The organism is Trichocoleus sp. DQ-A1 (assembly GCF_039961955.1).
Lineage (GTDB): Bacteria > Cyanobacteriota > Cyanobacteriia > Cyanobacteriales > FACHB-T130 > FACHB-T130.
This window is the reverse complement of the sequence record NZ_JAMPKE010000011.1, coordinates 1-20480: the sequence shown is the minus strand read 5'-3', so window position 1 is coordinate 20480 and position 20480 is coordinate 1. Positions and strand designations below refer to the sequence as shown.

Annotated in this window: 18 protein-coding genes and 2 pseudogenes; 11 read left to right on the top strand and 9 right to left on the bottom strand. The window is 46.2% G+C overall.

The window, feature by feature from the left end; genetic code table 11:
- Window positions 1-65: 65 nt before the first annotated feature.
- Entirely contained in the window at window positions 66-803 is a 738-nt protein-coding gene (locus NDI33_RS12975) for a GDSL-type esterase/lipase family protein (protein ID WP_190675903.1), read from the top strand.
- Here the strand turns inward: NDI33_RS12975 and NDI33_RS12970 are convergent.
- Together NDI33_RS12970 and NDI33_RS12965 are read right to left on the bottom strand one after the other, a co-directional pair.
- Window positions 789-1295, bottom strand: a complete 507-nt coding sequence (locus tag NDI33_RS12970) for a pentapeptide repeat-containing protein (protein WP_190427732.1) — start codon at window positions 1293-1295, stop codon at window positions 789-791. The genes NDI33_RS12975 and NDI33_RS12970 overlap by 15 nt on opposite strands.
- Before the next feature lie 120 nt (window positions 1296-1415).
- The gene (locus NDI33_RS12965; protein ID WP_347275903.1) at window positions 1416-2855 is read right to left on the bottom strand and encodes an LCP family protein; all 1440 of its coding nucleotides are present in this window, start codon (window positions 2853-2855) and stop codon (window positions 1416-1418) included.
- 262 nt (window positions 2856-3117) lie between these two features.
- On the opposite strand from NDI33_RS12965, the gene NDI33_RS12960 reads away from it, so the two are divergent.
- The 7 genes and pseudogenes from NDI33_RS12960 to NDI33_RS12930 all read left to right on the top strand — a co-directional run bounded on the left by NDI33_RS12960 (window position 3118) and on the right by NDI33_RS12930 (window position 12806).
- Window positions 3118-4179, top strand: coding sequence for a mannose-1-phosphate guanylyltransferase (locus tag NDI33_RS12960; RefSeq protein WP_190675901.1), 1062 nt, complete (start codon window positions 3118-3120; stop codon window positions 4177-4179).
- Window positions 4180-4314: 135 nt separating this feature from the next.
- Complete coding sequence (locus NDI33_RS12955; RefSeq protein WP_339380518.1) at window positions 4315-5967, top strand: AarF/ABC1/UbiB kinase family protein; 1653 nt, start codon at window positions 4315-4317, stop codon at window positions 5965-5967.
- Between the two features lie 266 nt (window positions 5968-6233).
- Complete coding sequence (locus NDI33_RS12950) at window positions 6234-8327, top strand: glycosyltransferase family 39 protein (RefSeq protein WP_206753670.1); 2094 nt, start codon at window positions 6234-6236, stop codon at window positions 8325-8327.
- A 292-nt stretch (window positions 8328-8619) separates the two neighbouring features.
- Window positions 8620-10095: a glycosyltransferase family 39 protein gene (locus NDI33_RS12945; RefSeq protein WP_190675899.1), complete on the top strand. Its 1476-nt coding sequence runs from the start codon at window positions 8620-8622 to the stop codon at window positions 10093-10095.
- Between the two features lie 353 nt (window positions 10096-10448).
- Window positions 10449-11183: pseudogene (locus NDI33_RS12940) on the top strand (PD-(D/E)XK nuclease family protein); the annotation flags it as partial.
- A gap of 72 nt (window positions 11184-11255) precedes the next feature.
- Window positions 11256-12497, top strand: a pseudogene (rpoD, locus tag NDI33_RS12935) (RNA polymerase sigma factor RpoD); the annotation flags it as partial.
- 18 nt (window positions 12498-12515) lie between these two features.
- Window positions 12516-12806, top strand: a complete 291-nt coding sequence (locus NDI33_RS12930; protein WP_242033143.1) for a tetratricopeptide repeat protein — start codon at window positions 12516-12518, stop codon at window positions 12804-12806.
- Between the two features lie 29 nt (window positions 12807-12835).
- Here the strand turns inward: NDI33_RS12930 and NDI33_RS12925 are convergent, their stop codons facing one another.
- Together NDI33_RS12925 and NDI33_RS12920 are read right to left on the bottom strand one after the other, a co-directional pair.
- Window positions 12836-13081, bottom strand: a complete 246-nt coding sequence (locus NDI33_RS12925) for a DUF433 domain-containing protein (RefSeq protein ID WP_190675895.1) — start codon at window positions 13079-13081, stop codon at window positions 12836-12838.
- Between the two features lie 2 nt (window positions 13082-13083).
- Complete coding sequence (locus NDI33_RS12920; protein WP_242031268.1) at window positions 13084-13404, bottom strand: hypothetical protein; 321 nt, start codon at window positions 13402-13404, stop codon at window positions 13084-13086.
- A 428-nt stretch (window positions 13405-13832) separates the two neighbouring features.
- Here NDI33_RS12920 and NDI33_RS12915 point away from each other — a divergent pair, with 428 nt between their 5' ends.
- Both NDI33_RS12915 and NDI33_RS12910 read left to right on the top strand, forming a co-directional pair.
- Window positions 13833-14561, top strand: coding sequence for a hypothetical protein (locus NDI33_RS12915; protein ID WP_190675893.1), 729 nt, complete (start codon window positions 13833-13835; stop codon window positions 14559-14561).
- Between the two features lie 403 nt (window positions 14562-14964).
- Window positions 14965-15561 carry a hypothetical protein gene (locus NDI33_RS12910; RefSeq protein ID WP_190416133.1) on the top strand — a complete coding sequence of 199 codons (597 nt, stop codon included), beginning with the start codon at window positions 14965-14967 and terminating at the stop codon, window positions 15559-15561.
- Window positions 15562-15589: 28 nt separating this feature from the next.
- Here NDI33_RS12910 and NDI33_RS12905 read toward each other — a convergent pair whose 3' ends face one another.
- The 5 genes from NDI33_RS12905 to NDI33_RS12885 all read right to left on the bottom strand — a co-directional run bounded on the left by NDI33_RS12905 (window position 15590) and on the right by NDI33_RS12885 (window position 19472).
- The gene (locus tag NDI33_RS12905) at window positions 15590-16558 is read right to left on the bottom strand and encodes a protochlorophyllide reductase (protein ID WP_190675891.1); all 969 of its coding nucleotides are present in this window, start codon (window positions 16556-16558) and stop codon (window positions 15590-15592) included.
- A 203-nt stretch (window positions 16559-16761) separates the two neighbouring features.
- Entirely contained in the window at window positions 16762-16968 is a 207-nt protein-coding gene (locus NDI33_RS12900; RefSeq protein WP_190675889.1) for a hypothetical protein, read from the bottom strand.
- On the bottom strand, window positions 16968-17144 hold the full coding sequence (locus NDI33_RS12895; protein WP_190675887.1) for a hypothetical protein: 177 nt from the start codon (window positions 17142-17144) through the stop codon (window positions 16968-16970). Before NDI33_RS12895 ends, NDI33_RS12900 begins: the two co-directional genes overlap by 1 nt.
- Window positions 17145-17353: 209 nt before the next feature.
- Window positions 17354-18214 carry an S-formylglutathione hydrolase gene (gene fghA / locus NDI33_RS12890; RefSeq protein WP_190675885.1) on the bottom strand — a complete coding sequence of 287 codons (861 nt, stop codon included), beginning with the start codon at window positions 18212-18214 and terminating at the stop codon, window positions 17354-17356.
- 145 nt (window positions 18215-18359) lie between these two features.
- On the bottom strand, window positions 18360-19472 hold the full coding sequence (locus NDI33_RS12885) for an S-(hydroxymethyl)glutathione dehydrogenase/class III alcohol dehydrogenase (protein WP_190675883.1): 1113 nt from the start codon (window positions 19470-19472) through the stop codon (window positions 18360-18362).
- Between the two features lie 229 nt (window positions 19473-19701).
- Between NDI33_RS12885 and NDI33_RS12880 the strand changes: the two genes are divergently transcribed.
- The gene (locus NDI33_RS12880; protein WP_190675881.1) at window positions 19702-20418 is read left to right on the top strand and encodes a pentapeptide repeat-containing protein; all 717 of its coding nucleotides are present in this window, start codon (window positions 19702-19704) and stop codon (window positions 20416-20418) included.
- The last annotated feature ends 62 nt before the right edge of the window (window positions 20419-20480 follow it).

Sequence of the window (20480 nt, the reverse complement as noted above, 5' to 3'; positions counted from 1 at the left end):
AATATTATGTAGATTCTTATCAATCTATCTATATCATTCTGAAAATAAGTTCGAGATTACAGTCCATGCAAACCCTTGTCCCTCCTACGATTAAGCCGTTTCCTGAAAGCGATCGCCATCCTCTGAAGCTTGTAGCACTGGGAGACAGTCTTGTTTATGGATTCGGCGATCCGGAAGGTGGCGGGTGGGTAGAGCGGCTGCGACGTCGCTGGATGTTGCCGGATAGTCCGGGACACGTTCTCTACAATTTGGGTGTCCGGGGTGACGGCATCAGCCAAGTGCAACAGCGGTTAGAGCAGGAGTTTCGCCATCGCGGTGAGCTGAGAAATCGCGTACCCGATGCAATTATTCTATCAGTCGGGGTCAATGATTCGGCTCGGTTGGCTCGACCGACTGGGCGGAATTTTACCGACTTTGAAGTTTTCAAAGCAGAAATGGATTTGTTGCTGGAGCGATGTACTCAGAGCGCAACTGCAACGCTAACCCAAAGATTCTGTCCGGTACTCTTTGTGGGGATGGTGCCGGTAGATGAGGCGAAAATGCCATTTTTGGACTGTTTTTACTACAATCACGGCGATCAATATCGGTATAAAGAAGCAACGCGGCTAGCGTGTCAGGCGCGACAGATTCCTTATCTAGATATTTTCGAGCTGTGGATGAATCGGGGTGAAGATTGGTGGCGATCGCATCTTACTGAAGACGGACTCCACCCCAATGTTGCAGGCTATCAGGCATTGCTCCAAGATGTCCTCAACTGGGAGCCAATGCAACAATTGGCGAACGACAGTTTAGCGACAGCCTAAGCTGTCTCGCGTAGCAATACCCGTTACTGGGTTCACACCTTCTGCTCGCTGACAGAGCTGAGCCACTTCGTAGCGGTCAATTAGTGCATCCGTAAAATCAGCGCCCGTAATGATGGTGTCGTAAAAGCGAGTCCGCGTCAACGTCGCTTCCGCTAAAATCGCGTTGGTTAAATTAGCCTCGTCCAACGTTACTCGGTCTACCAAAGCCCCAGTCAGGTTTGCTCCTTCCAGATTTGCTTTTAATAACACTCCCTTGGTCAGAATCGCATTGGTAAGGTCAGCTCCCTGGAAGTTTGTTCCTCGCATTTCAGCTGCGACAAATACACCACCAACTAAATCAGCATTCGAGAAATCCCGATTTTCCAAATTAATATTGGTGTAATTAATTGTCCCTGCCTGAGCAAAAGCAGGAGTAGCGCTCAACATCACCCACAGCCATGCCAAAGCTAATAGCAAGATACCGCTAAGCACGCGCACCACAAAATTTTTAATGGCTTTTGAAGTTAAAGGTTGCATAGGATTAATCAAAAATTTAAAAAGCAAGTTGTTCTTTTTAAGGCTCTCCAGCTTCGTCTGCAATCAAAGATAAAAATAAGGCGGTTTTTCAATTTTTTATTGTACATTTTTCATTGTATCGAGCCAGTCTTCACCCACTCGTAGGGTAATCTCAGATTCCAAATCACCAATAGAAGCCGCTTCAATATGACCGACGCCCAGCACTCTTTTCAAAGCCGCTGCTTGTGTTAAGTCGCCTTGCTGCACAATAATTTGAGTTTGGCGTTCGCGGTCGGGCCAATCATTGACAACATAAACATTTACAAATCCCTTCGCCGCCAGATATTCAGAAACGCGATAAGCGATACCAGGCTGCTCGGTGGCATTTTGGATTGCGATTCTCAGGGTGCTAAGAGAACGGCTTTCCTCTACAGAGGCAAGAGTCGTTTCTTGCCCAAAATATTGGCGCATGATGCGATCTCTCCCCTCGGAATCCAGAATCCAATAGCTGGCAATGTACTCCTGGGGGTCGCTGAATCGACCGGGCAACAACACCATTTTGAAATCATCTTGCTCCAAGTTGATGCCAAAATTTGCCAGCGCTAGGGTTTCTTCTAAGCTGAGATTCGTGTCAACGTACTTCCACATCACCCGGATCAGTTGAGGCAAGCGAGGCAATACGGCTGGGTTCGTCAGACGCTGCCGCAACGACTTGAGAAGGGCTTGCTGTCGCTGCACCCGACCAATATCGCCGTTCTTGTCATTTCGGAACCGCGCAAATTGTTCTGCTTGGTCGCCATTGAGAGTTTGCCAGCCTGGGGAAAGATCGATTTTGAGTTTTTGGGTTTCGTCTACATAGGACATCTGGCGAGGAACAAATACCTCAATGCCGCCCACCAAATCCACCAACTCCCGAAAGGCATCGGTGGTGACTCGCACGTATCGATCGATCTGGACGTTGTTTAGGGTACGGCTGACAACTCGTGCGGATAAGGCTGCGCCCCCGTTGACATTCGCCTGGTTGATCTTGTTAAAACCAACGCCCGGAATTTCCACTCGCGTATCTCGTGGAATGGAAAGCATTTTCACAGAATGGTCAGTCGGGTCTAACCGCAACAGCAGCATCGTATCGCTGTTGCCAGTGAAATTATCCGGCGAATTATCTGGTGAGTTGTGGAGGCGGTCAATTCCCATAACCAGGATATTGACGGGTCGCGCCAGACGGTACTGAAAACCTCGACCCCATCCCTCAGTCGCAGTTTTTTCTCCTGGAGTCTGGGAGGCAACGATCGGCGACAAAGGGGTAATCAGTGCTAAAGTTGCTCCCACTGTGGCAGAAACTGTTGCTGTAATGAGAAAGACAGCGATCCATAACAAGCGCCGCCCCAAGCTATTTCTTTGGGGCGAAACCTCATTTGCCACATCGCTTGTCTGCGATTGGGGTGAGGTATCGGAATCGTCATCAACGCCATCTGTACGGGGTTCCTGCTGATTGCCAGAACCTTTAGACATTTCGTGGTCTGGACTGGTTTGAGACTGTTTGATACCTTCTTCCACGTTTACCTCATCACCACAACCGCAGACTATATGTATCTTTCTGGAGACTTATTTCCAAGGTGGATTATAACTTCAGGTTCTCCATCTCCCAAAGGAAATGACATTGCAGCGGTACCTTAAGCTTGCTTCTACAGGTTGGTTTCTACAGAAAGTTGGGAGAAGTTGCACAAGGCGTTTGATCGGGAGCAAGCACAAAGGTTAAACAGCGATCGCGATCGCGTCAAGGTTAACATAGAGCCGAAAAGAATCGCTAAAGCCAAAAATGAATCAATCGCTAATCCCTGTAATTCTCGCCGGTGGTAAAGGGGAACGCTTCTGGCCCCTCAGCCGCAAGCACCGACCTAAGCAGTTTTTAAGTTTGGATGGCAGCGGCAAGAGTTTGCTGCAAGCGACGGCTGACCGGCTGTTATCTCTGGCTGGAGGCTGGGAGAAGCTATGGGTCGTTACTTCGGCTTTGCTGGCAGATGGGGTGAAAGAACAACTGCCCCAGCTACCCGTGGAAAATTTGCTCGTTGAACCAGAAGGACGCGATACTGCCCCAGCGGTCGCTTGGACAACGCTGGAAATTGCCAAGCGGTATGGAGAAAACGTGGTTGTGGGCTTTTTCCCCGCCGACCATTGGATCGCTGATGAGAAGGCTTTTCAACAAACGCTGGAAGCCGGTGCTACTTTGGCAGCAACTCAGCCGTCGATTGTGACATTGGGGATTAAGCCGAATTATCCATCTACGGGCTACGGTTACATTGAGCAAGGAGAAGAAACTGGCAAGGTTGGGGAGTTTCCCACCTACCGCGTCAGCCGATTCACCGAAAAACCCGACCGCCCGACGGCAGAGGAGTTTCTGGCAACAGGGCGATTCAGCTGGAACAGCGGAATGTTCATCTTTCAAGCTGGAGTCGTGCTAGATGAACTTCGCACTTACGCGCCGGAAATGATGGATCTTCTCGAAGAAAAAGGTGTCGAAGCGTACTCTCAGGTGCCGAAGAAGAGTATCGACTATGCGCTGATGGAGAAGACGCAGCTAGCTTATGTGCTGCCAGTGTCTTTTGGCTGGGACGATTTAGGGGATTGGAACGCCATCGAACGGTTGCTGAAAGGGGACAAACCAAACGTGGAACTGGCGACTCACGTGGGAATGGATACGCAAGGGGCGATTCTCTACGCCGAGGGTGAGGATGAGGTAATCGTGACGATTGGGATGGAGGATGTGGTGATTGTGCGCGATCGCAATGTCACGCTGATTGTCCAAAAAGACCGCACCCAAGAAATCAAAAAGGTTCTTGAGTTGCTACGAACCGATCCGAAGCTTGAAAAGTTGCTGTAATCTACCCTCCAACGGAAGGCAGAAGTTGGAAGTATGAAGTATTAATAAGAGGGATGATGGCTAATGGCGAATTGCGAATTGTTCAAGACCCATTAGCCAGACTTCCATGATTCCATTAGCTATCCCTTAAAACCCGTGTTTTCCTTAACCCAAACCACTTCTCGCCAAAGAGAAATCCTTGAGGTCGTCTTCCGCAACGGTTGGGACTACATGAGACGGCTCTTGACCGGCGGCAAAGCTGATGAACCGAGGCTGCCGACTCCCGCCGTCCTTCGCAACATCTTAGTGGATTTGGGGCCAGTCTATGTCAAGCTGGGGCAACTGCTCTCGACTCGCCCTGACTTACTCTCGGCGGACTACATTGAAAAACTGTCAACGCTTCAATCTGAGGTACCGCCCGTGCCTTGGTCAGAGGTTGAAGTGGTGATTCGGAAGCAATTGGATCGTCCGATGGAGGAGGTTTTCAGCACCATCAACCCGGTGGCGGTTGCTGCTGGTTCAATTGCTCAGACGCATCGCGCCACCTTAGCAGATGGGCGGGAAGTGGCTCTGAAGGTGCAGCGACCGGGAATTGATGCGATTATCTCTCAAGATATTTCCATCATTAAAGGTTTAGCCGATTTAGTTGCTCGCACCGATATTGGGCCAGATATCGATATTGTCGCTTTAGCGAACGAATTTTCTAATGCTTTGCTGGCTGAGCTTGATTTTACCCAAGAAGCCAATTTCACCAACCAGCTACGCCGCAATTTATCGACCAGCCGCTGGTTTGACCCGAAGCAGGTGGTGATTCCGGAAATTATTTGGCAGTTAACCACCCAAAAGCTATTGGTACTGGAATGGCTAGATGGGGTACCGTTGCTAGAGGCAAATTTCGAGCAAATCAACGACGGTAAAAGCCCCAGCGACCAGCGGCGAGACATCACTCGGCTACTGTGTCGCGTTTTCTTTCAACAGTTGTATCTTGACGGCTTCTTTCACGCTGACCCGCATCCAGGCAATATTTTTTATCTGAGAGATGGTCGCGTAGCGCTGCTTGACTTTGGGATGATCGGGCGACTAGACCCCCGCACTCAGCAGATTTTAACCGAGATGCTGTTAGCGATCGCAAATATTGATGCCCGTCGCTGTAGTCAGTTGACTTTGCAATTAGCTGAATCGGCTCAACCAGCAAATTTAGCAAAGTTAGAAAGTGACTTTGAAAAGCTGTTGCGAAAGTATTACAACCTGAGTCTGTCACAAATCAATTTGAGTCAAGTTTTTTATGAAGTGTTGCAAGTCGCCCGCGACAATAAAATCCGGTTGCCTAGCAATATGGGATTATATTCAAAAACGCTAGCAAATTTAGAGGGAACAGGGCATTTATTTGACCCAGACTTAAATCTCATCGAGGAAATTAAGCCTTTGATGACCGATTTATTCCGGCGTCAATTATTCGGGGATGACCCGTTACAAGCTTTGCTGAGAACAGCTTTAGATATTAAAAGTTTGTCTTTGGAATCTCCCCGCCAAGTGGAGTTGCTGCTCGAAAGAATCACTTCTGAAACGTTGAAGTGGAATATCAAGATGCCAGACATCGTTCCATTTCGTCGCAGTTTGGAGAACTCTGCTAACCGCCTTTCCTTTAGTGTTGTCGTGGGTTCCCTAATTATCGGGGCGGCGATTATCTCCAGCAATGCTCAAACAGGAGGGGGGCTATCTTTATTAAGCAATGGTTTATTTGCTGCTGCTAGCTTCCTGGGTTTGTGGCTAATTGTAAGCATCCTACGTTCTGGGCGTTTGAAGTGATAGAGTTACTGTTGTCTGGGAAGTAAACTTTTTTTATCACGAATCAAGCTTAATAGGGCAATCCTATTTAAGGTATGAGAGCCTAACAGTTTTAAATCCCCGAATTCTTGAAGAATCCGGGGATTTCGTATTTCGGAATTATATAGAACTGCTAGATCAAGGCTATCTGCTCACCGATGTTTACAAACAGCCTCTAAAAGTCGGAGAATGGGCTATTAATTTAAAGTCACATACTTCTATTGATCAAAATAAAAGGCTCTCCTCTTTTGCTCGGCATCTTTCTGGTGTCGCTGACGCTACGCATCCTGGCAATTACCGTTCCCATCAATTCTGATGAAGTGCTGTGGATGACTCGCGGTAGCACCTTTATACAGAACTTGCTGGAGGGAGATTTAACTGGCACCTATCGCCGTCATCATCCAGGCGTCACCAATATGTGGGTGATTGGCAGCAGTATGTTAGCGAATTGTCGGTTGCAAAAGCACTTCCCAAGTTTGCTAGGTCTGAATCAGCCACTAGACCTGGATGCCTGTTTCAACCAAGTTCAGTTCCCCATCCTCTTCTACGTGCTGCCGCGCTTGCTACAGGGTGCGATCGCTTCAGCGTGTATGGTGTGTTTTTATATACTTGCAAAGCGGCTGTTAGGGCAATCCGTCGCCCTATGCTCTCTTAGCCTACTGTTACTAGAACCCTTCTTTTTGGCTTATCAGCGCTACCTCACGACTGACGCGCTCATGGCTGATTTTAGTATTTTGGCGTTGCTGCTGTTTTTACTGTATCTGCGGAGCGATCGCTACCGCTATCGTCGCTTGCTTGTCGCCTCTGGGGTATTTATGGGACTGGCGACAGCGACAAAAGTGACGGCTCTATTTATCTTGCCTGCTGTTGCCCTCTGGATAGCGCTAATTGAGTCGGGAATCTGGCGACCCAGCTTCCCTCAAAGGGGTTGGAAGCAGCAGTTGGCGGATCTCAGGTGGTGGGGATTGAGCATTTTAGGGACAATCGTTCTAATTTGGCCTGCGATGTGGGTGTCCCCCTCCTATGTTGTGGCGCAGATTTATAAAGGTCTGTTGAAAGAGTCAGCCAGAGGCGTACTTTTCTTTTTAGGGCAAATCACTGATTCGCCGGGACTACTTTTTTATCCGCTAGTGCTGGCGTATCGTCTCTCTCCCGTGCTGCAAGTGGGGTTGCTGGCATTTTTAGCGATATTGTTAATCCCCAAGCTGCGGCGTCACCAAAAGAAGATGCCGGAAGTAACAGCACTCGCTTTAATTCCCTTGTGCGTGCTGCTGATCCTCTCAGTCAGCGACAGTAAGATTGACCGTTACATTAATCTTTTCTTGCCAGTGCTAGCACTGCTATCTGCGGTTGGCTGGCTAGAAATGGTGGTTTGGGTCGGACGCGGTGCGGAGGCACTGCGGCGTCGCTTCGGGAAGCATCACATCGGTAAACGGGGAATCAACCGAGGCGTAATGACAGCGATCGCCCTTTTCGGATTACAACTCATCGTCCTTATCCCCTACTATCCTTATTACCTGAGCTATTACAACCCTTTGCTGGGCGGTTCGGGTGCTGCCAAACACATATTTATGATCGGTCAAGGCGAGGGTCTCGACTTAGCGGCTAAATGGTTGAATCAGTCACCGAATGCCAAAGAAATCAAAGTCGCTAGTTGGTATAGTTCCTCATTTGCCGCCTATTTTCACGGTCAAACTTCACCGATCGAAAAAGATATCCTGCCCGATCCTCAACCTTGGACAACAGCGAATCGCGTGGTATTGTACTACAACCAATTCCAGCGTCAGTTGCCAGAACCAAAAGCGATCGCTTACTTTGCCCCTCAGCAACCGTTATATGCGGCACGATTGCACGATATTGACTATGCACGAGTGTATCCTGGCCCGGTGCCTTTACCGGAGGATTTAGAACGCATTCAGGTTCCGCTTTCTTTGTCTTTTGGCAAGCAGGTACAATTGCTCGGTTATGACCTGAATACTTCTAAACTCTTGCCCGATGAAGCGCTGGTAGTGACATTCTATTGGAAATTTTTAGCACCGATGCCCCCTGATATGACCATTAACATCAGTCTGCGCGACACGCAAGGAAACCTGCAAAACCGTTCCGATGCACGTCCGCTGGATGGTTATTTTTTCACAGATCAAGTAACTTCAGGGACAGTCTTACGGGATGTCCATAAACTTACAGTTACACCCGGTACACCACCTAATCGCTACCGTCTTGAGGTAGGGTGGTATTCGCCCAGCAACGGACAAGCATTGGAAGTCCGCGATGCGGTCGGAAATTCCCCAGGAACCCAAGCAATCATTGGTGAGGTCGAGGTAATAAGGTCAGATACATAATATAAACGCTTGACTAATTTCACCTATTACATAAAAACCTACATAAGGTTTGTCTGCTAGCTATTTAATTGGGAGCATCTCTCTTGTGAAAATTTATATAACCCATCCTCAGCTAGGATTTCTCCCTTTCTCCTTTCTCCCTCCCCGTAAACGGGGAGGGTTGGGGTGGGGTTCCGGAGTGTAATTAGCTTTTTAAAAGTTATTAAAAATATCCTCTTCATTTACCATTAGCCGCTCATAAATTATCAACTTTAGGCTTTCGCTGCCTATAAACTTAAAATTTTTATTAAGCATGACCCATTTAAAAAATATCTTTTTTCACATATTCATCCTATTTCTCTATGTTGGCTTTGTACTTGCCATCAGACCAGTTCAACAAGCCTTTGAATTCGATTATGACGAGGGATTAAATTTAATCAAAGCGCTTTTATACTCGCAAGGCTTTTCTCTATACACGCAGATATGGAACGATCAACCTCCTCTATTCACCGTCTTTTTATCTTACTGGTTTAATGTATTTGGATATTCAGTTTTTGCGGCACGGGTGTTGGTTATACTCTTTTCAGCACTTCTAATTTGGTCTTTTTATCAAATTATACGCTTCTCTTTAGGAAAAATACCTGCTCTTGTCTCTACACTATTAATTTTCACTTCATGGCTATTTCTTAGACTCAGCATTTCCGTGATGATTGGGATTCCCTCTCTATCGCTGGCAATGCTCTCTATTTATTTTCTACCATTATACAAACAGCAGCCTCGTAAACGTTTCATTATTTTATCCGGAGCCGTTTTAGCGCTATCCTTACAAACAAAACTATTTACTGTATTTTTGATTCCTTTAATGCTTTTTTATCTACTAAATTTTAAGCTGCCAGAACCGGAGGAAAGTAAATCAAAAAACTCTTTTTCGTCCTTTGTTTTGTCTCCCCTGATTTTATGGTTAATTGTTCTAGCAGTTAGTTATCTAGGGATTAGCTTAATTTTCCAAGCTTTTAATTATGAACAGCTAGTTCAAGCACACTTGGGAGAGAGAGTTCAAGGTCAATCAACAAATTTTAATAACATTGAGAATTTACCTTACTTTCTTTATCAAGACTATGACTATGTATTTTTGGCATTCATCGGTACTTTAGTAATTTTATTTAAAAAACAAAGAGCGGGAATTTTTCCTTTAACATGGCTGGTAACTATTAGCCTAATTCTCCTCAAGCATAAACCTGTTTGGTATCACTATTATCCTTTACTGGCGATTCCCATCTGCTGGTTAGCCGCCTATGGAGTTGCTTTAGTCATTAATTTGTTTCCAAATGGGTGGAATTCTAATCTAAAATCCCTAAACTTCAAAAAGCTAATTTTTTCCCTCTTAGCAACGGCACTTTTGATTGTCTCTATGATTGCGATTCCTGCTAAGCCTAAAGGAAGACCACCCAAAAGTCTTGAAGTTATGAATCTAGTCTTGAAACACAAAGATTCTACTCAATGGATATTCACGGATCGTCCCATATACGCCTTTTATGCAGGTTTGCCGGTTCCTCCAGAACTTGCCGTCATGTCAGACAAACGATTTAAATCGGGAAATTTGACTTTCGATGATATCATTACTGTTTTGAAAAAGTATCGTCCCGAACAAATTGTCCTGGCGAGATGGATCGAAACATTTAAGAGTAACAGTCAATTCAGCGCTTACCTTAATGAAAATTACTCAAAGATTTATCAAGATGAGAAAGGGACAGTGGAACATTATTTATTAAAGAAATCTTCCAGTTAGGGAAATTGCGACTGTTGCTCGAAAAGAGATGATAGTGGATTCCCAAACGCAGCGCTACCGTATTTAATGACTGGAACTTTGCTATAAGGCGAGACATCCGCAAACCACTCTGGCTTATTTTGCAAGTTGATCTCGGTTAGTTTACTACATCTTTTTACTGCTAGTCATAGCTTGATTGTCACCTCTGTCGGCTGAGTTTGTGAGTAGTTTGGGGAGGATGCGATCGCCTAGAGCCATCGACATCACTTTGCATAAAGTTTTGCTAACTGTGCCTTGATAACCGTTAACAGTAATTCAGTAATGGGAACTCTAAGAATTGAGCCTACTCTACTCCTTGCCAAGGATCGCGATTAATGACACTGCTTAACCAGCTAATTGAGCAAGTAATACATTGCTGCCAAAAACGCAGCAATACAGCCCTTGATGATATATTTGAGAACCTCAATGAGCAAGTTTTAGCCGGAAGCTTGCAGAGGTTGGAAGGTGACACAGCTAACTGGTTCTGTACTTACCTAAAGCACAAGCTGTCTAGTGTTTCAAGCATTCTTCAAGAAACAACACTCCATCAGCCACTAGGTTACTACCCCGCAAAGGAGCAACATACAGGCTCGGAGGAATTACAGAAACAATCGCGGGACGAAGTGCGAGACCGTGGGAAACGCTTGCATGAGTGGATAGAGAACTGCCTAAATAACAGATACCAATCTTGCTCAAAAGACCTAGAACCGTGGTGTAGATCAATCGAGCCTGCACTGAGACAGATACAGCGGGTGCTGTACGTAGAAGATTTTGTATTTAATCTAGAGCTAGGCTATTGGGGAAAAGTTGACTGTATTGTGCAATTGAAGGGAGCGCTCTGCCTTATAGACTGGAAAACCACCCATCAGCCCTATCCAGTGGAGCGGATACACGAATATAAAATCCAATGTGTTGCCTATCTGAATGCAGCAAATAAAACTTACGGCTTGGATTTAAGACACGCATTAATTGTGATTGCCCTACCAGACCAAAAACCACAGATAGTCCCGATACAATTAGAAATGCTGAATAAGTATTTCCAAGAGTGGCGGCAAAGGGTAGAGAGATTTAAGACAGAAGTTCTTACACCAGGAGCCATAATTACTCACTCAGACGGCTCAACTACCAAGGTAAGAAGGGTAATTAGATATCGGATAAACAAAGCAATTGAAACTATTATCCAACCTCAAAGCCAGTTAGAACAATTATTTGAGGTTGAGGATAACCAATATAAACTGGTGGATGTCGAAGCAGATGAGAGTGGAGATGAGTATAGTGAAGATTGCTTTATCCATCCTCGCGCCCGAAAAAATAACAGACACTATACGGAAGATTCTATTCGCATATACTTACAAGAAATTGGCCGAATTCGTCTTCTACGATCTGATGAAGAAATTGAATTCGCCCGTAAAGTGGCAGACCTAATGGAACTAGAAAGACTACGTGAGCAATTCATTAAGCAGCTAAATCGCGAACCGCAGGATATAGAGTGGGCAGAAGTAGTATTAAAATCTGAGTGCTATTGGGAGAAGCTTTCTAAAGAACTCCGGCGGGATCCCCAACAAGAAGAGTGGTTACAAGAGGTCAAAAAGCACCTGCCCAGGTTCCGTCACCGCCTCTATATAGGTCGTCGCGCCAAAGATAGAATGGTGCATTCAAACCTGCGTTTGGTTGTCTCAATTGCCAAAAAATACATGAATCGAGGATTAGCGTTCCAAGACTTGATTCAGGAGGGTAGCCTGGGTTTAATTCGGGCGGCGGAAAATTTTGACCATGAAAAGGGTTATAAGTTCTCAACTTACGCACCTTGGTGGATTAGGCAAGCAATTACCCGTGCGCTAGCTGACCAATCTCGCACAATTCGTTTGCCTGTTCATCTGTATGAAACTATCTCTAAAATTAAGAAAACTAGCAGGCTTCTTACTAAAGAGATGGGTCGTAAGCCCGCTGAAGATGAAATCGCTACTCGCATGGAAATGACCATTGAGAAACTGCGATTTATCACCAAATCTGTTCAGTTACCCATTTCTCTGGAAACTCCTATCCATGTAAATTTAAACAAAGACCCGTGGTTTTATAAGGGAGAAACACAGGAAGAGTTGTGTTTAGGAGATTTGATTGAAACAGATGAGCAAGACCCAGAAAATCAAGTTTCCAAAAACTTGCTGCGGGAAGACTTAGAAAGCGTCCTCGACACCCTTAGTCCTCGTGAAAGGGATGTAATACGTCTGCGCTACGGGTTGGATGATGGACGGATGAAAACTCTCGAAGAAATTGCCCAGATTTTCAATGTAACTAGGGAACGGATTAGGCAAATTGAAGCCAAAGCTCTTCGCAAACTGCGCCATCCCAATCGCAACTCTATTCTTAAAGAATACATTCGTGGAAATAATTCCTATGACTTGCGAAAAGAGGAGTATCGGCAGCAGTCTGAACCAAACCAGAGCCATACAGAGGAAGTTAAAAACGATCCCTCCCATCCTCAAGATGCAGTTGCTTACTTCAATCAAGGAGTTGAGCGTTATCAACTTGGAAATTTTCAAGGAGCAGTTGAGGACTTTACTCACGCAATTTATCTCAATCCCAACTATGCTGATGCTTACAACAGAAGGAGTAGTGCTTATGCAGCTTTGGGAAACTATCCAAAAGTAATGGAAGACTTACAGACAGCAACAAACCTCTACCTTAGATAAGCGATCACTTATCAGCAAAAGATTCCATATCAAACCGCCTCGGATGCGAGTGGAAGAATATACAAGGATTCTTCACGCCTACACTCAGCGGTAAAAGCGAACACACCTCTTAGTGACTCAGGAGTTAGTGAAGGGTTATTTTCCAGCACTTGTTGTTCGGTCCATCCTACGGAAAATAACCCACGCAAAAACTCTACTGACAGGCGAGTTCCTTTCACAACTGGCTTACCTAGCAGGATCTTGGAGTCAGAATGAATGTATTCTCGCCAGTCCATCTTTACTTAAACTTTATGGTAAACTCTGCTATTGCCCTCGGTGTAGTGGTGTTTTGAATAGAAGAGAAGTGCGATCGCTCTCCCGGATTGCTTGGCATCAATGGCGGTTTGGGGAATACTTCATCTAGATACTCGTTGACGATAGTGGACTCCCAGATGCGATCGCTACCGTTGCTGGTTACGGCTTGATTTTTACCTTTAGTATGAGTCACTGACTTAAGCCTGAAGCTCGTAGGCTGGATTTCCTTCGACGAACCCAGCCAAACCCTTTGAAATGTTGGGTAACGCTTAGTCGCACGGAACAAACTTACGAATTCTCGCATTTCTCCTTATGTCAGTGCCATGTCTCTATAAACGCTCACCGCTACAAATGGCTTAATACTCAGCATAACTGGTTGTTTTTATCTATAAATATTTAGTAAAGATTGCCCATAAAAAAATAAAGATTTAGTAAAGATACTTTTTTAATTGAAAGTAGTTTCCCTTGACTAAGCTTGCTCTATATCTATCAGCTTTCGCTAATAGCTTATAGCAGTTATTGAAACAGTCAGTCCTTTGATAGAAGTAAGAATACGCTCTTGAGATAGAGCCATTCGTGCGTTTGCAAAAGTTATTCTGAAAACAATTCAAGCAGAAGTAGCGAATCAAACTACAACAAAGCTAAGAATTCTTTTTTGAAAGAAAGTGCGTCACGCCGACAGACTTTCAAGGTTCTATTTTATCTACATTTTTTTGGAGTTTATCAACAGCTATGACTAATCCAAAGGATTACCAAACTTATAACCGTGAAGTTCGTCAGGATTCTTACAATGACGCTAACGGTCATACTCACACCAACGTAACGCGAACAGAAGAAACAGTTAATAATGGCGTTGTTAAGCCTAACACTGACTCCTACCGGGATGGTTACGTTAGCGGTCGAATCTCCGAACGCAGCTACCAAGAAGAGAATTTAGCTGTTCGGGATAATAACAATGCGGCGAGTGGCTTAGTAATTGGCTTGCTCCTGACTTCGCTGGTAGGCTTAGCCGCTGGTACTTGGTTCTTTTTAAACCAACGGAATGAGGCACCCGCTCCGGTTATCCCAAATATTGTGGTTCCTAGACAACCAGATGCCAAGCCAGCTCCTGAAGCGAAGCCAGCTCCTGAAGCAAGGCAAGCTCCTAGAAAGGAAACCACGATCATTGAAAGAACTAGGGATGTTTTGGTTCCAGTTCCTCAACAGCAAGCTCCGGCACCTCAACAGCAGGCTCCGGCACCTCAACAGCAAGCTCCGGCACCTAACATCAACATTACTGTGCCCAATGCTGAGCCAAAGCAGCCTGAGGCTCAACAAGCACCTTCGACACAAACTGCTCCCACACAGTCCGAAAGTGAGAGCGATCGCACTCCAGCTCAAGACGAATCGAGTGCAACAGATTCAACATCCAGCAGTCAACAAAACCCTGCTGCCGATAGTCCGGAAGCTCCTGGTCAGTAACAGCCATAAAAAAGCCGCGATCGTCTTACTTCAAGCGTTAATAGTTTGAAGGAGAATAGCCTCAAAGTGAATGGCTTTGAGGCTATATTTTATGTTTGGTAAAATACCCACCTAAAGAATGACAATCAGCTTTACTACCCACCCCTCACATAGTTGATGAAGCAGGGGGAGAGTTTTCATGGTGGGTTATTTCTGCCGAGCTGGTCTAGTTGCGACGTGAAGTAAGCTGCTGTTGAGTACAAGCACTTTTATAGAAAGCTTGAAACCAAGACTTCTGCCTGGTTGCGTGACAATTCGTTGCGACCATCAACAATTTGACAACTGGGCAAATAAATATGTATTTAACACACCCAAGCCGGGAAAAACGGCTAAAATTTTAATCTAAATTTTTTCACAGAGGTCTATGAATAACTCCTCTAACTTCGCAATGCTAAAGAGTGCGGAATGGAAGTTTTGGTTAGGCTGGATTGCTTTATCTACTATAGGTAGTTTGCTTGGGATTGTTGCTGGCTTTTTTGTAACACTTTTGACTGGAGGTTTTGGCAGCAACGGATTTCCCTTTGGCTGGACTGTTGTATGGGCTATTTTGGGTTGCTTCCAATGGTTGTTGCTGAAGCGGCGAATTAAGAGATCGAGTTTGTGGATTGCAGCGTCTGCTATAGGCGGAGCGGTAGCTTTACCAGTATGTGTGCTAGCGAGTTACTCTATATCTACAAACGCACTATCTGATTTTTTTAGTGACTTTATATCATTGGATCTAAGTAATTCGTATGAGCTTTTTAGCCTATCTAAGATAGGTGCAATAAATGAAGCAATTGTTGGAACTGCACAATGGTTGTTGCTGAAGCGGCAGATTTCGAGAGCGGGTTGGTGGATTCCAGTTTCTGCTTTAGGCGGGGCAATGATTCTACCTCCGATTAGTGCTGCGATTAAAGGTTTAGCCTTGGTTTTGATGTTTCGGCAGACAACATCAAAACCAGATAGCTATATTGAACAATGACCAATAATTCGCTAACGCACAGTCTTCGTTACGCTACTCCAACTAACTTAGCGCTCAGATCCCACAGCTTTTGAGCTTTGTTATCATCGCTGGCTTCGTCAGAAACCTCTTGCACAAAAGACTGACGACCGGGTTTCTGGCGATTTCCCCAACTCCAATACATCCCGGATTCCTTGTATTCAGGATCGGCAACAATCGCTGCAACCCTTTCCCCCGCTAACTCCTGAGACACGTATCCCCCGGTGATGTTCTTTTGGAACAGCGGGAAGATTTTCCGAAACAAAGGATAGTGGTTGCGGAACAGGGGCGTATCTGCAACGCATCCCGGATAGAAGGAGTTAAAGGTGATGCCTGTTGAAGAGTGATAGCGCCGATGCAGTTCCCGCATGGTTAAAACATTGCACAGTTTGCTATCTTTGTACGCTTTGCCTGGTTTAAACTTCTTGCCGTTAATCATCGCAATCGGTTCTTTAAAACCAGCTTCAAAGCCTTGGAGATTGCCTAAATCTGGAGGCGCTGGAATCGGAATCTTACCGCCCAACTCCTTCGGATTTGCCGTTACGGTTCCCAAAATCACGAGTCTGCGATCTGGATAAGAGGACTTTTTCAAATCCTCTAACATCAGGTTGCACAGGAGGAAATGACCGAGGTGATTTGTCGCCACGCTCAGTTCATAACCTTCTGCGCTCCGCATCGGTTCTTTTAATAAAGGTAGATAAACTGCGGCATTGCACACCAAAGCGTCCAGGGACTTGCCGCTGGCTCTGAAGTTATTCACGAACTGGCGAACGCTCTCCAAAGAAGCTAGGTCAATTTGCATGAGGGTGTAGCTGTCTTGGGGAATTTCTACCGTTTCGGCAGCTTTTTTTCCCTTCTCCAAATCCCGACAAGCCATCACTACGTGCCATCCCTTTTTGGCAAGCGCTTTTGCACCGTACAAACCAACCCCTGATGAGGCACCCGTGATTACAACCGTTGGCTTACGATTCTGTTCCATTCTGGTGAGACTCTATTGACCATATTCACTTTCTCTAGGATCTCACGTCACCGAACAGCCTGAGAGATGGGGATGAAGATTTCTGTGCCCAAGGCGATAGAGATTAGGGTTTCTAACGATTAAACTCACTGGCGGCAAGTCAAACCTAGACGAAGTTTAAAAGCTTCAATCTGCCATCCGGTGCAGTGCATTGTTAGACAACATTAACTCTCAGCTTCTTGCAGCTTCTGACGGATAGCCGCCTCGATCTTGATATCGAAATCGGGATCGCCTACTTTCGTAATCACCGTTGAGGAACGTTTTCTGCGCCGCTCTAGGTATGCTTGAAGTGCAGCTTCCTCCTCACGATGCTCAAGGAAGTAACGCTTTAACTCCCGATCGGACATAGCAGTATAGTCAACCTGACTCATCAAAGCACCTCCCCATCTGGAGTAATCTCGATTTCAAGCTCTTCGTGGTGTCCTGCCAGGATGAATAAATTCCCGCTTCGCCTGTCAATACAGATCAAGTAAATAGGTTGAAACATCAGGTACGTCAGGTAGTAGCTGACTCGATATAACCCTTCTAACTGAGCATCCGTAGGCATTCATGTGTCAGGAAGTTCATCTTTCGCTCACTCTAGCACGGTTAAAAATTGTCATATAGCGTTAACTCGCAGTCCGTCCGCTCTACGGTGATGTTAGACCTTAGCCGAGCTTGAAGTGTGACAGATGGTTCCATCTTATTTAGCTCACTTTGAGCAATCCACCGATCGTTGAGTATTAAACGAGGGCAAAATCAAACATTTTTGCCCTTTTATCCCTTCATCAAAGCAGCAGCGTGGTGAGCGAAATGATCGCCGATAAATGAGGCAATGAAATAGTAACTGTGATCGTAACCGGGTTGTTTGCGGAGAGTCAGGGGATGATTTACCTCTGCACAAGCTTGTGCAAAAATGTCGGGTTGCAATTGTTCGCCTAGAAATTGATCGGCATCTCCCTGATCGATCAAAATGGGCAATCTTTCTGGAGCAGATTTAATTAAATGCATCGGATCGTAAGCTAGCCAGTCAGATTTATTGGTGCCTAAATAATTCTGAAATGCTTTTTGTCCCCAGGGGACAAGGCTGGGGGTAACAATCGGAGAAAAGGCGGAGACACTTTTAAACATTCCGGGATTTTTCAGGGCGATCGCTAAGGCACCATATCCGCCCATTGAATGTCCGAAAATGCCCCGAATTGCCATGACGGGGAAATTTGCAGCGATCGCTTCCGGTAGTTCTGAAACTACATAGCCATACATCCGATAATGCTTTGCCCAAGGCATTTGCGTTGCATTGAGATAGAATCCTGCACCTGTTCCCAAGTCCCAGCTATCTTCTTCTCCAGGGACATTACAGCCGCGCGGACTGGTATCGGGAGCAACCACAATTACACCGTATTGCGCTGCAAATTGCTGTGCGCCTGCTTTACTGATGAAATTTTGTTCTGTGCAAGTTAGTCCACTCAGCCAATAGAGTACCGGACACGATTGGCTTTCAGCTTGGGGTGGAAGATAAACTCCAAAATTCATCTCGCAGTCGAGTACCGCAGAGTGATGGCGGTAGACAGATTGCCAACCCCCAAAACTCCGGTTGCGGCTGACTAAGGTGAGGTTTTTCGGGACGGGTTGGTTCATAACTGATAATGCTGAATCATACTAAGTTCTGCGCGATCGAGAAGAACCCCACCCCCAGCCCCTCCCCGCCTGCGGGGAGGGGAGACATAGCCGCAGGCTATGGCGGGGTGGGGTTCTCTTAATTATGGGCAAGCCGGACATGATATTACGAATATAGAATCACAGAACGAATACTCTTCCCCGCGTGCATCAAATCGAACGCCGTGTTAATTTCCTCTAGTGGCATCGTCTGAGTGATGAATTCATCAAGTTTAATTTCGCCTGCGAGATACCTATCTACATAGCCGGGAAGTTGCGATCGCCCTTTAACTCCTCCAAAGGCAGAACCCCGCCACACGCGCCCCGTAACCAGTTGGAACGGACGAGTGCTAATTTCTTCTCCCGCACCCGCAACCCCAATAATCGTCGATTCTCCCCAACCTTTATGGCAAGCTTCAAGGGCAGCTCGCATCAAATTGACATTGCCGATGCACTCAAAGGTATAGTCAGCACCGCCATCCGTGAGTTCGACAATCACTTGCTGAATTGGCTGCTCGTAGTCTTTGGGATTGATGCATTCCGTCGCGCCTAACTGCATTGCCAGTTCAAATTTACTGGGATTGATATCTATGCCAATAATCCGTCCCGCTTGAGCCATTACGGCTCCCTGAACGACGCTTAACCCAATTCCCCCCAAACCAAACACCGCAACCGTTGAGCCTGGTTCCACTTTCGCCGTGTTCAATACAGCACCAATACCTGTAGTAACGCCACATCCTAAGAGGCAAACTTTTTCTAACGGCGCGGCTTTGTTAATCTTGGCGATCGCAATTTCGGGCAATACGGTGTATTCGCTGAACGTACTGGTGCCCATATAGTGATAGATAGTTTCACCGTTCTTGCTGAAACGGCTAGTTCCATCGGGCATCAATCCTTTGCCTTGCGTGGCGCGAATTGCCTGACACAGATTGGTTTTTCCAGACAGACAAAACTTGCATTCCTGACACTCTGGGGTATACAGCGGAATTACATGGTCGCCTGGTTGCACGCTGGTGACGCCAGCACCCACTTCCTCCACAATCCCGCCGCCTTCATGCCCCAAAATCGTTGGGAAAATGCCCTCTGGATCTTTACCAGACAGCGTAAATGCATCCGTGTGGCAAACGCCTGTGGCAACAATCCGAACCAAAACCTCTCCAGCTTTTGGCCCTTCCAGGTCAATTTCTTCAATTTCTAAGGGCTTGCCAGTTTCCCAAGCGATCGCGGCGCGTGTTTTCATCGTGACTTCCTGCCAATTTTGCCCAGCACTACATCATCCCGAACTTTGTCCTAGATAGCGAGCGCTGTAATTCTTACTTTAGCGATCGCGGTTCGTTTCGCGGGTATAAAGTGACCTAGAAGCTATAAAAATACGTTTGTACCCTCAATCAAAACGTTGGTTGAATAAGCCACTTTCTCAATTGTGGCTTAGGATAGGCTGGCAAAATTCCTACTTCGGGTAAATAAGGATGTGGCACAAAAAAAGTTTGTGGTGGATCTTGGGAGGATTGGGAGGAAGTGCGATCGCTATCTTTGCCCTACTGAACTTCTCTAACTGGCATCGTCTGCGTAGCTATGAGAAGATTCCTGACTTGAGGGCTGTGCAATGGAATGGTAAAAACTTAGCCGGTACCGATTTTTCCCGCCAAATTTTCCGAGAGGCAGATTTGTCGGAGGCGAATCTGCAACGGGCAAACCTCCAAGGGGCAGACTTCTCTGGTGCCGCTACTCGCCTGATTGACACCGACCTGCGCCAAGCCAACTTAACCAATGCTTTGCTCTCCGGCACTCAGGCTACCAGAGCTAATTTCTCTGGGGCAATCCTCCGGGAGGCAAACTTAAGCAACGCTAGCCTGAATGGTGCGCGTTTTAGAGGTGCAGAGTTGCAGGGCGCGATTATGATAGGGGCAAAACTGGTAGGGGCTGACTTCAGCGAAGTGAAGCACGCTCCCGCTTATCTCGATCGAGCAGATTTGACCGATACGGGCGTTGTGGGATTTCCCGATACACGACTGTGCAACGCCACCATGACAAATGGTGCAATTTCTAAACAGGGTTGCTTTTGGCCTTCCTACGATTTGAAGCAAGCAGCACAAGCTCAGGATTGGCGCTGGATGGATTCGGCAACCAGTTATCGGGACTTAAACAGATTTCAAGCCCAAATAAAACCCAAAGCAGCTTTATAGGCTGAGAATACATCTCGATTAGCGTTCACCCACTCCATAAAACGGAAAGACATCGCTGTCCG

Excerpts from the sequence above, each read along its gene's own strand:
- NDI33_RS12975 (WP_190675903.1), top strand. The coding sequence starts at position 66 with ATGCAAACCCTTGTCCCTCCTACGATTAAGCCGTTTCCTGAAAGCGAT.
- NDI33_RS12960 (WP_190675901.1), top strand. The coding sequence starts at position 3,118 with ATGAATCAATCGCTAATCCCTGTAATTCTCGCCGGTGGTAAAGGGGAA.
- NDI33_RS12945 (WP_190675899.1), top strand. The coding sequence starts at position 8,620 with ATGACCCATTTAAAAAATATCTTTTTTCACATATTCATCCTATTTCTC.
- NDI33_RS12925 (WP_190675895.1), bottom strand. The coding sequence starts at position 13,081 with ATGGACTGGCGAGAATACATTCATTCTGACTCCAAGATCCTGCTAGGT.
- NDI33_RS12920 (WP_242031268.1), bottom strand. The coding sequence starts at position 13,404 with ATGCGAGAATTCGTAAGTTTGTTCCGTGCGACTAAGCGTTACCCAACA.
- NDI33_RS12915 (WP_190675893.1), top strand. The coding sequence starts at position 13,833 with ATGACTAATCCAAAGGATTACCAAACTTATAACCGTGAAGTTCGTCAG.
- NDI33_RS12910 (WP_190416133.1), top strand. The coding sequence starts at position 14,965 with ATGAATAACTCCTCTAACTTCGCAATGCTAAAGAGTGCGGAATGGAAG.
- NDI33_RS12905 (WP_190675891.1), bottom strand. The coding sequence starts at position 16,558 with ATGGAACAGAATCGTAAGCCAACGGTTGTAATCACGGGTGCCTCATCA.
- NDI33_RS12900 (WP_190675889.1), bottom strand. The coding sequence starts at position 16,968 with ATGAGTCAGGTTGACTATACTGCTATGTCCGATCGGGAGTTAAAGCGT.
- NDI33_RS12895 (WP_190675887.1), bottom strand. The coding sequence starts at position 17,144 with ATGCCTACGGATGCTCAGTTAGAAGGGTTATATCGAGTCAGCTACTAC.
- fghA (WP_190675885.1), bottom strand. The coding sequence starts at position 18,214 with ATGAACCAACCCGTCCCGAAAAACCTCACCTTAGTCAGCCGCAACCGG.
- NDI33_RS12885 (WP_190675883.1), bottom strand. The coding sequence starts at position 19,472 with ATGAAAACACGCGCCGCGATCGCTTGGGAAACTGGCAAGCCCTTAGAA.
- NDI33_RS12880 (WP_190675881.1), top strand. The coding sequence starts at position 19,702 with ATGTGGCACAAAAAAAGTTTGTGGTGGATCTTGGGAGGATTGGGAGGA.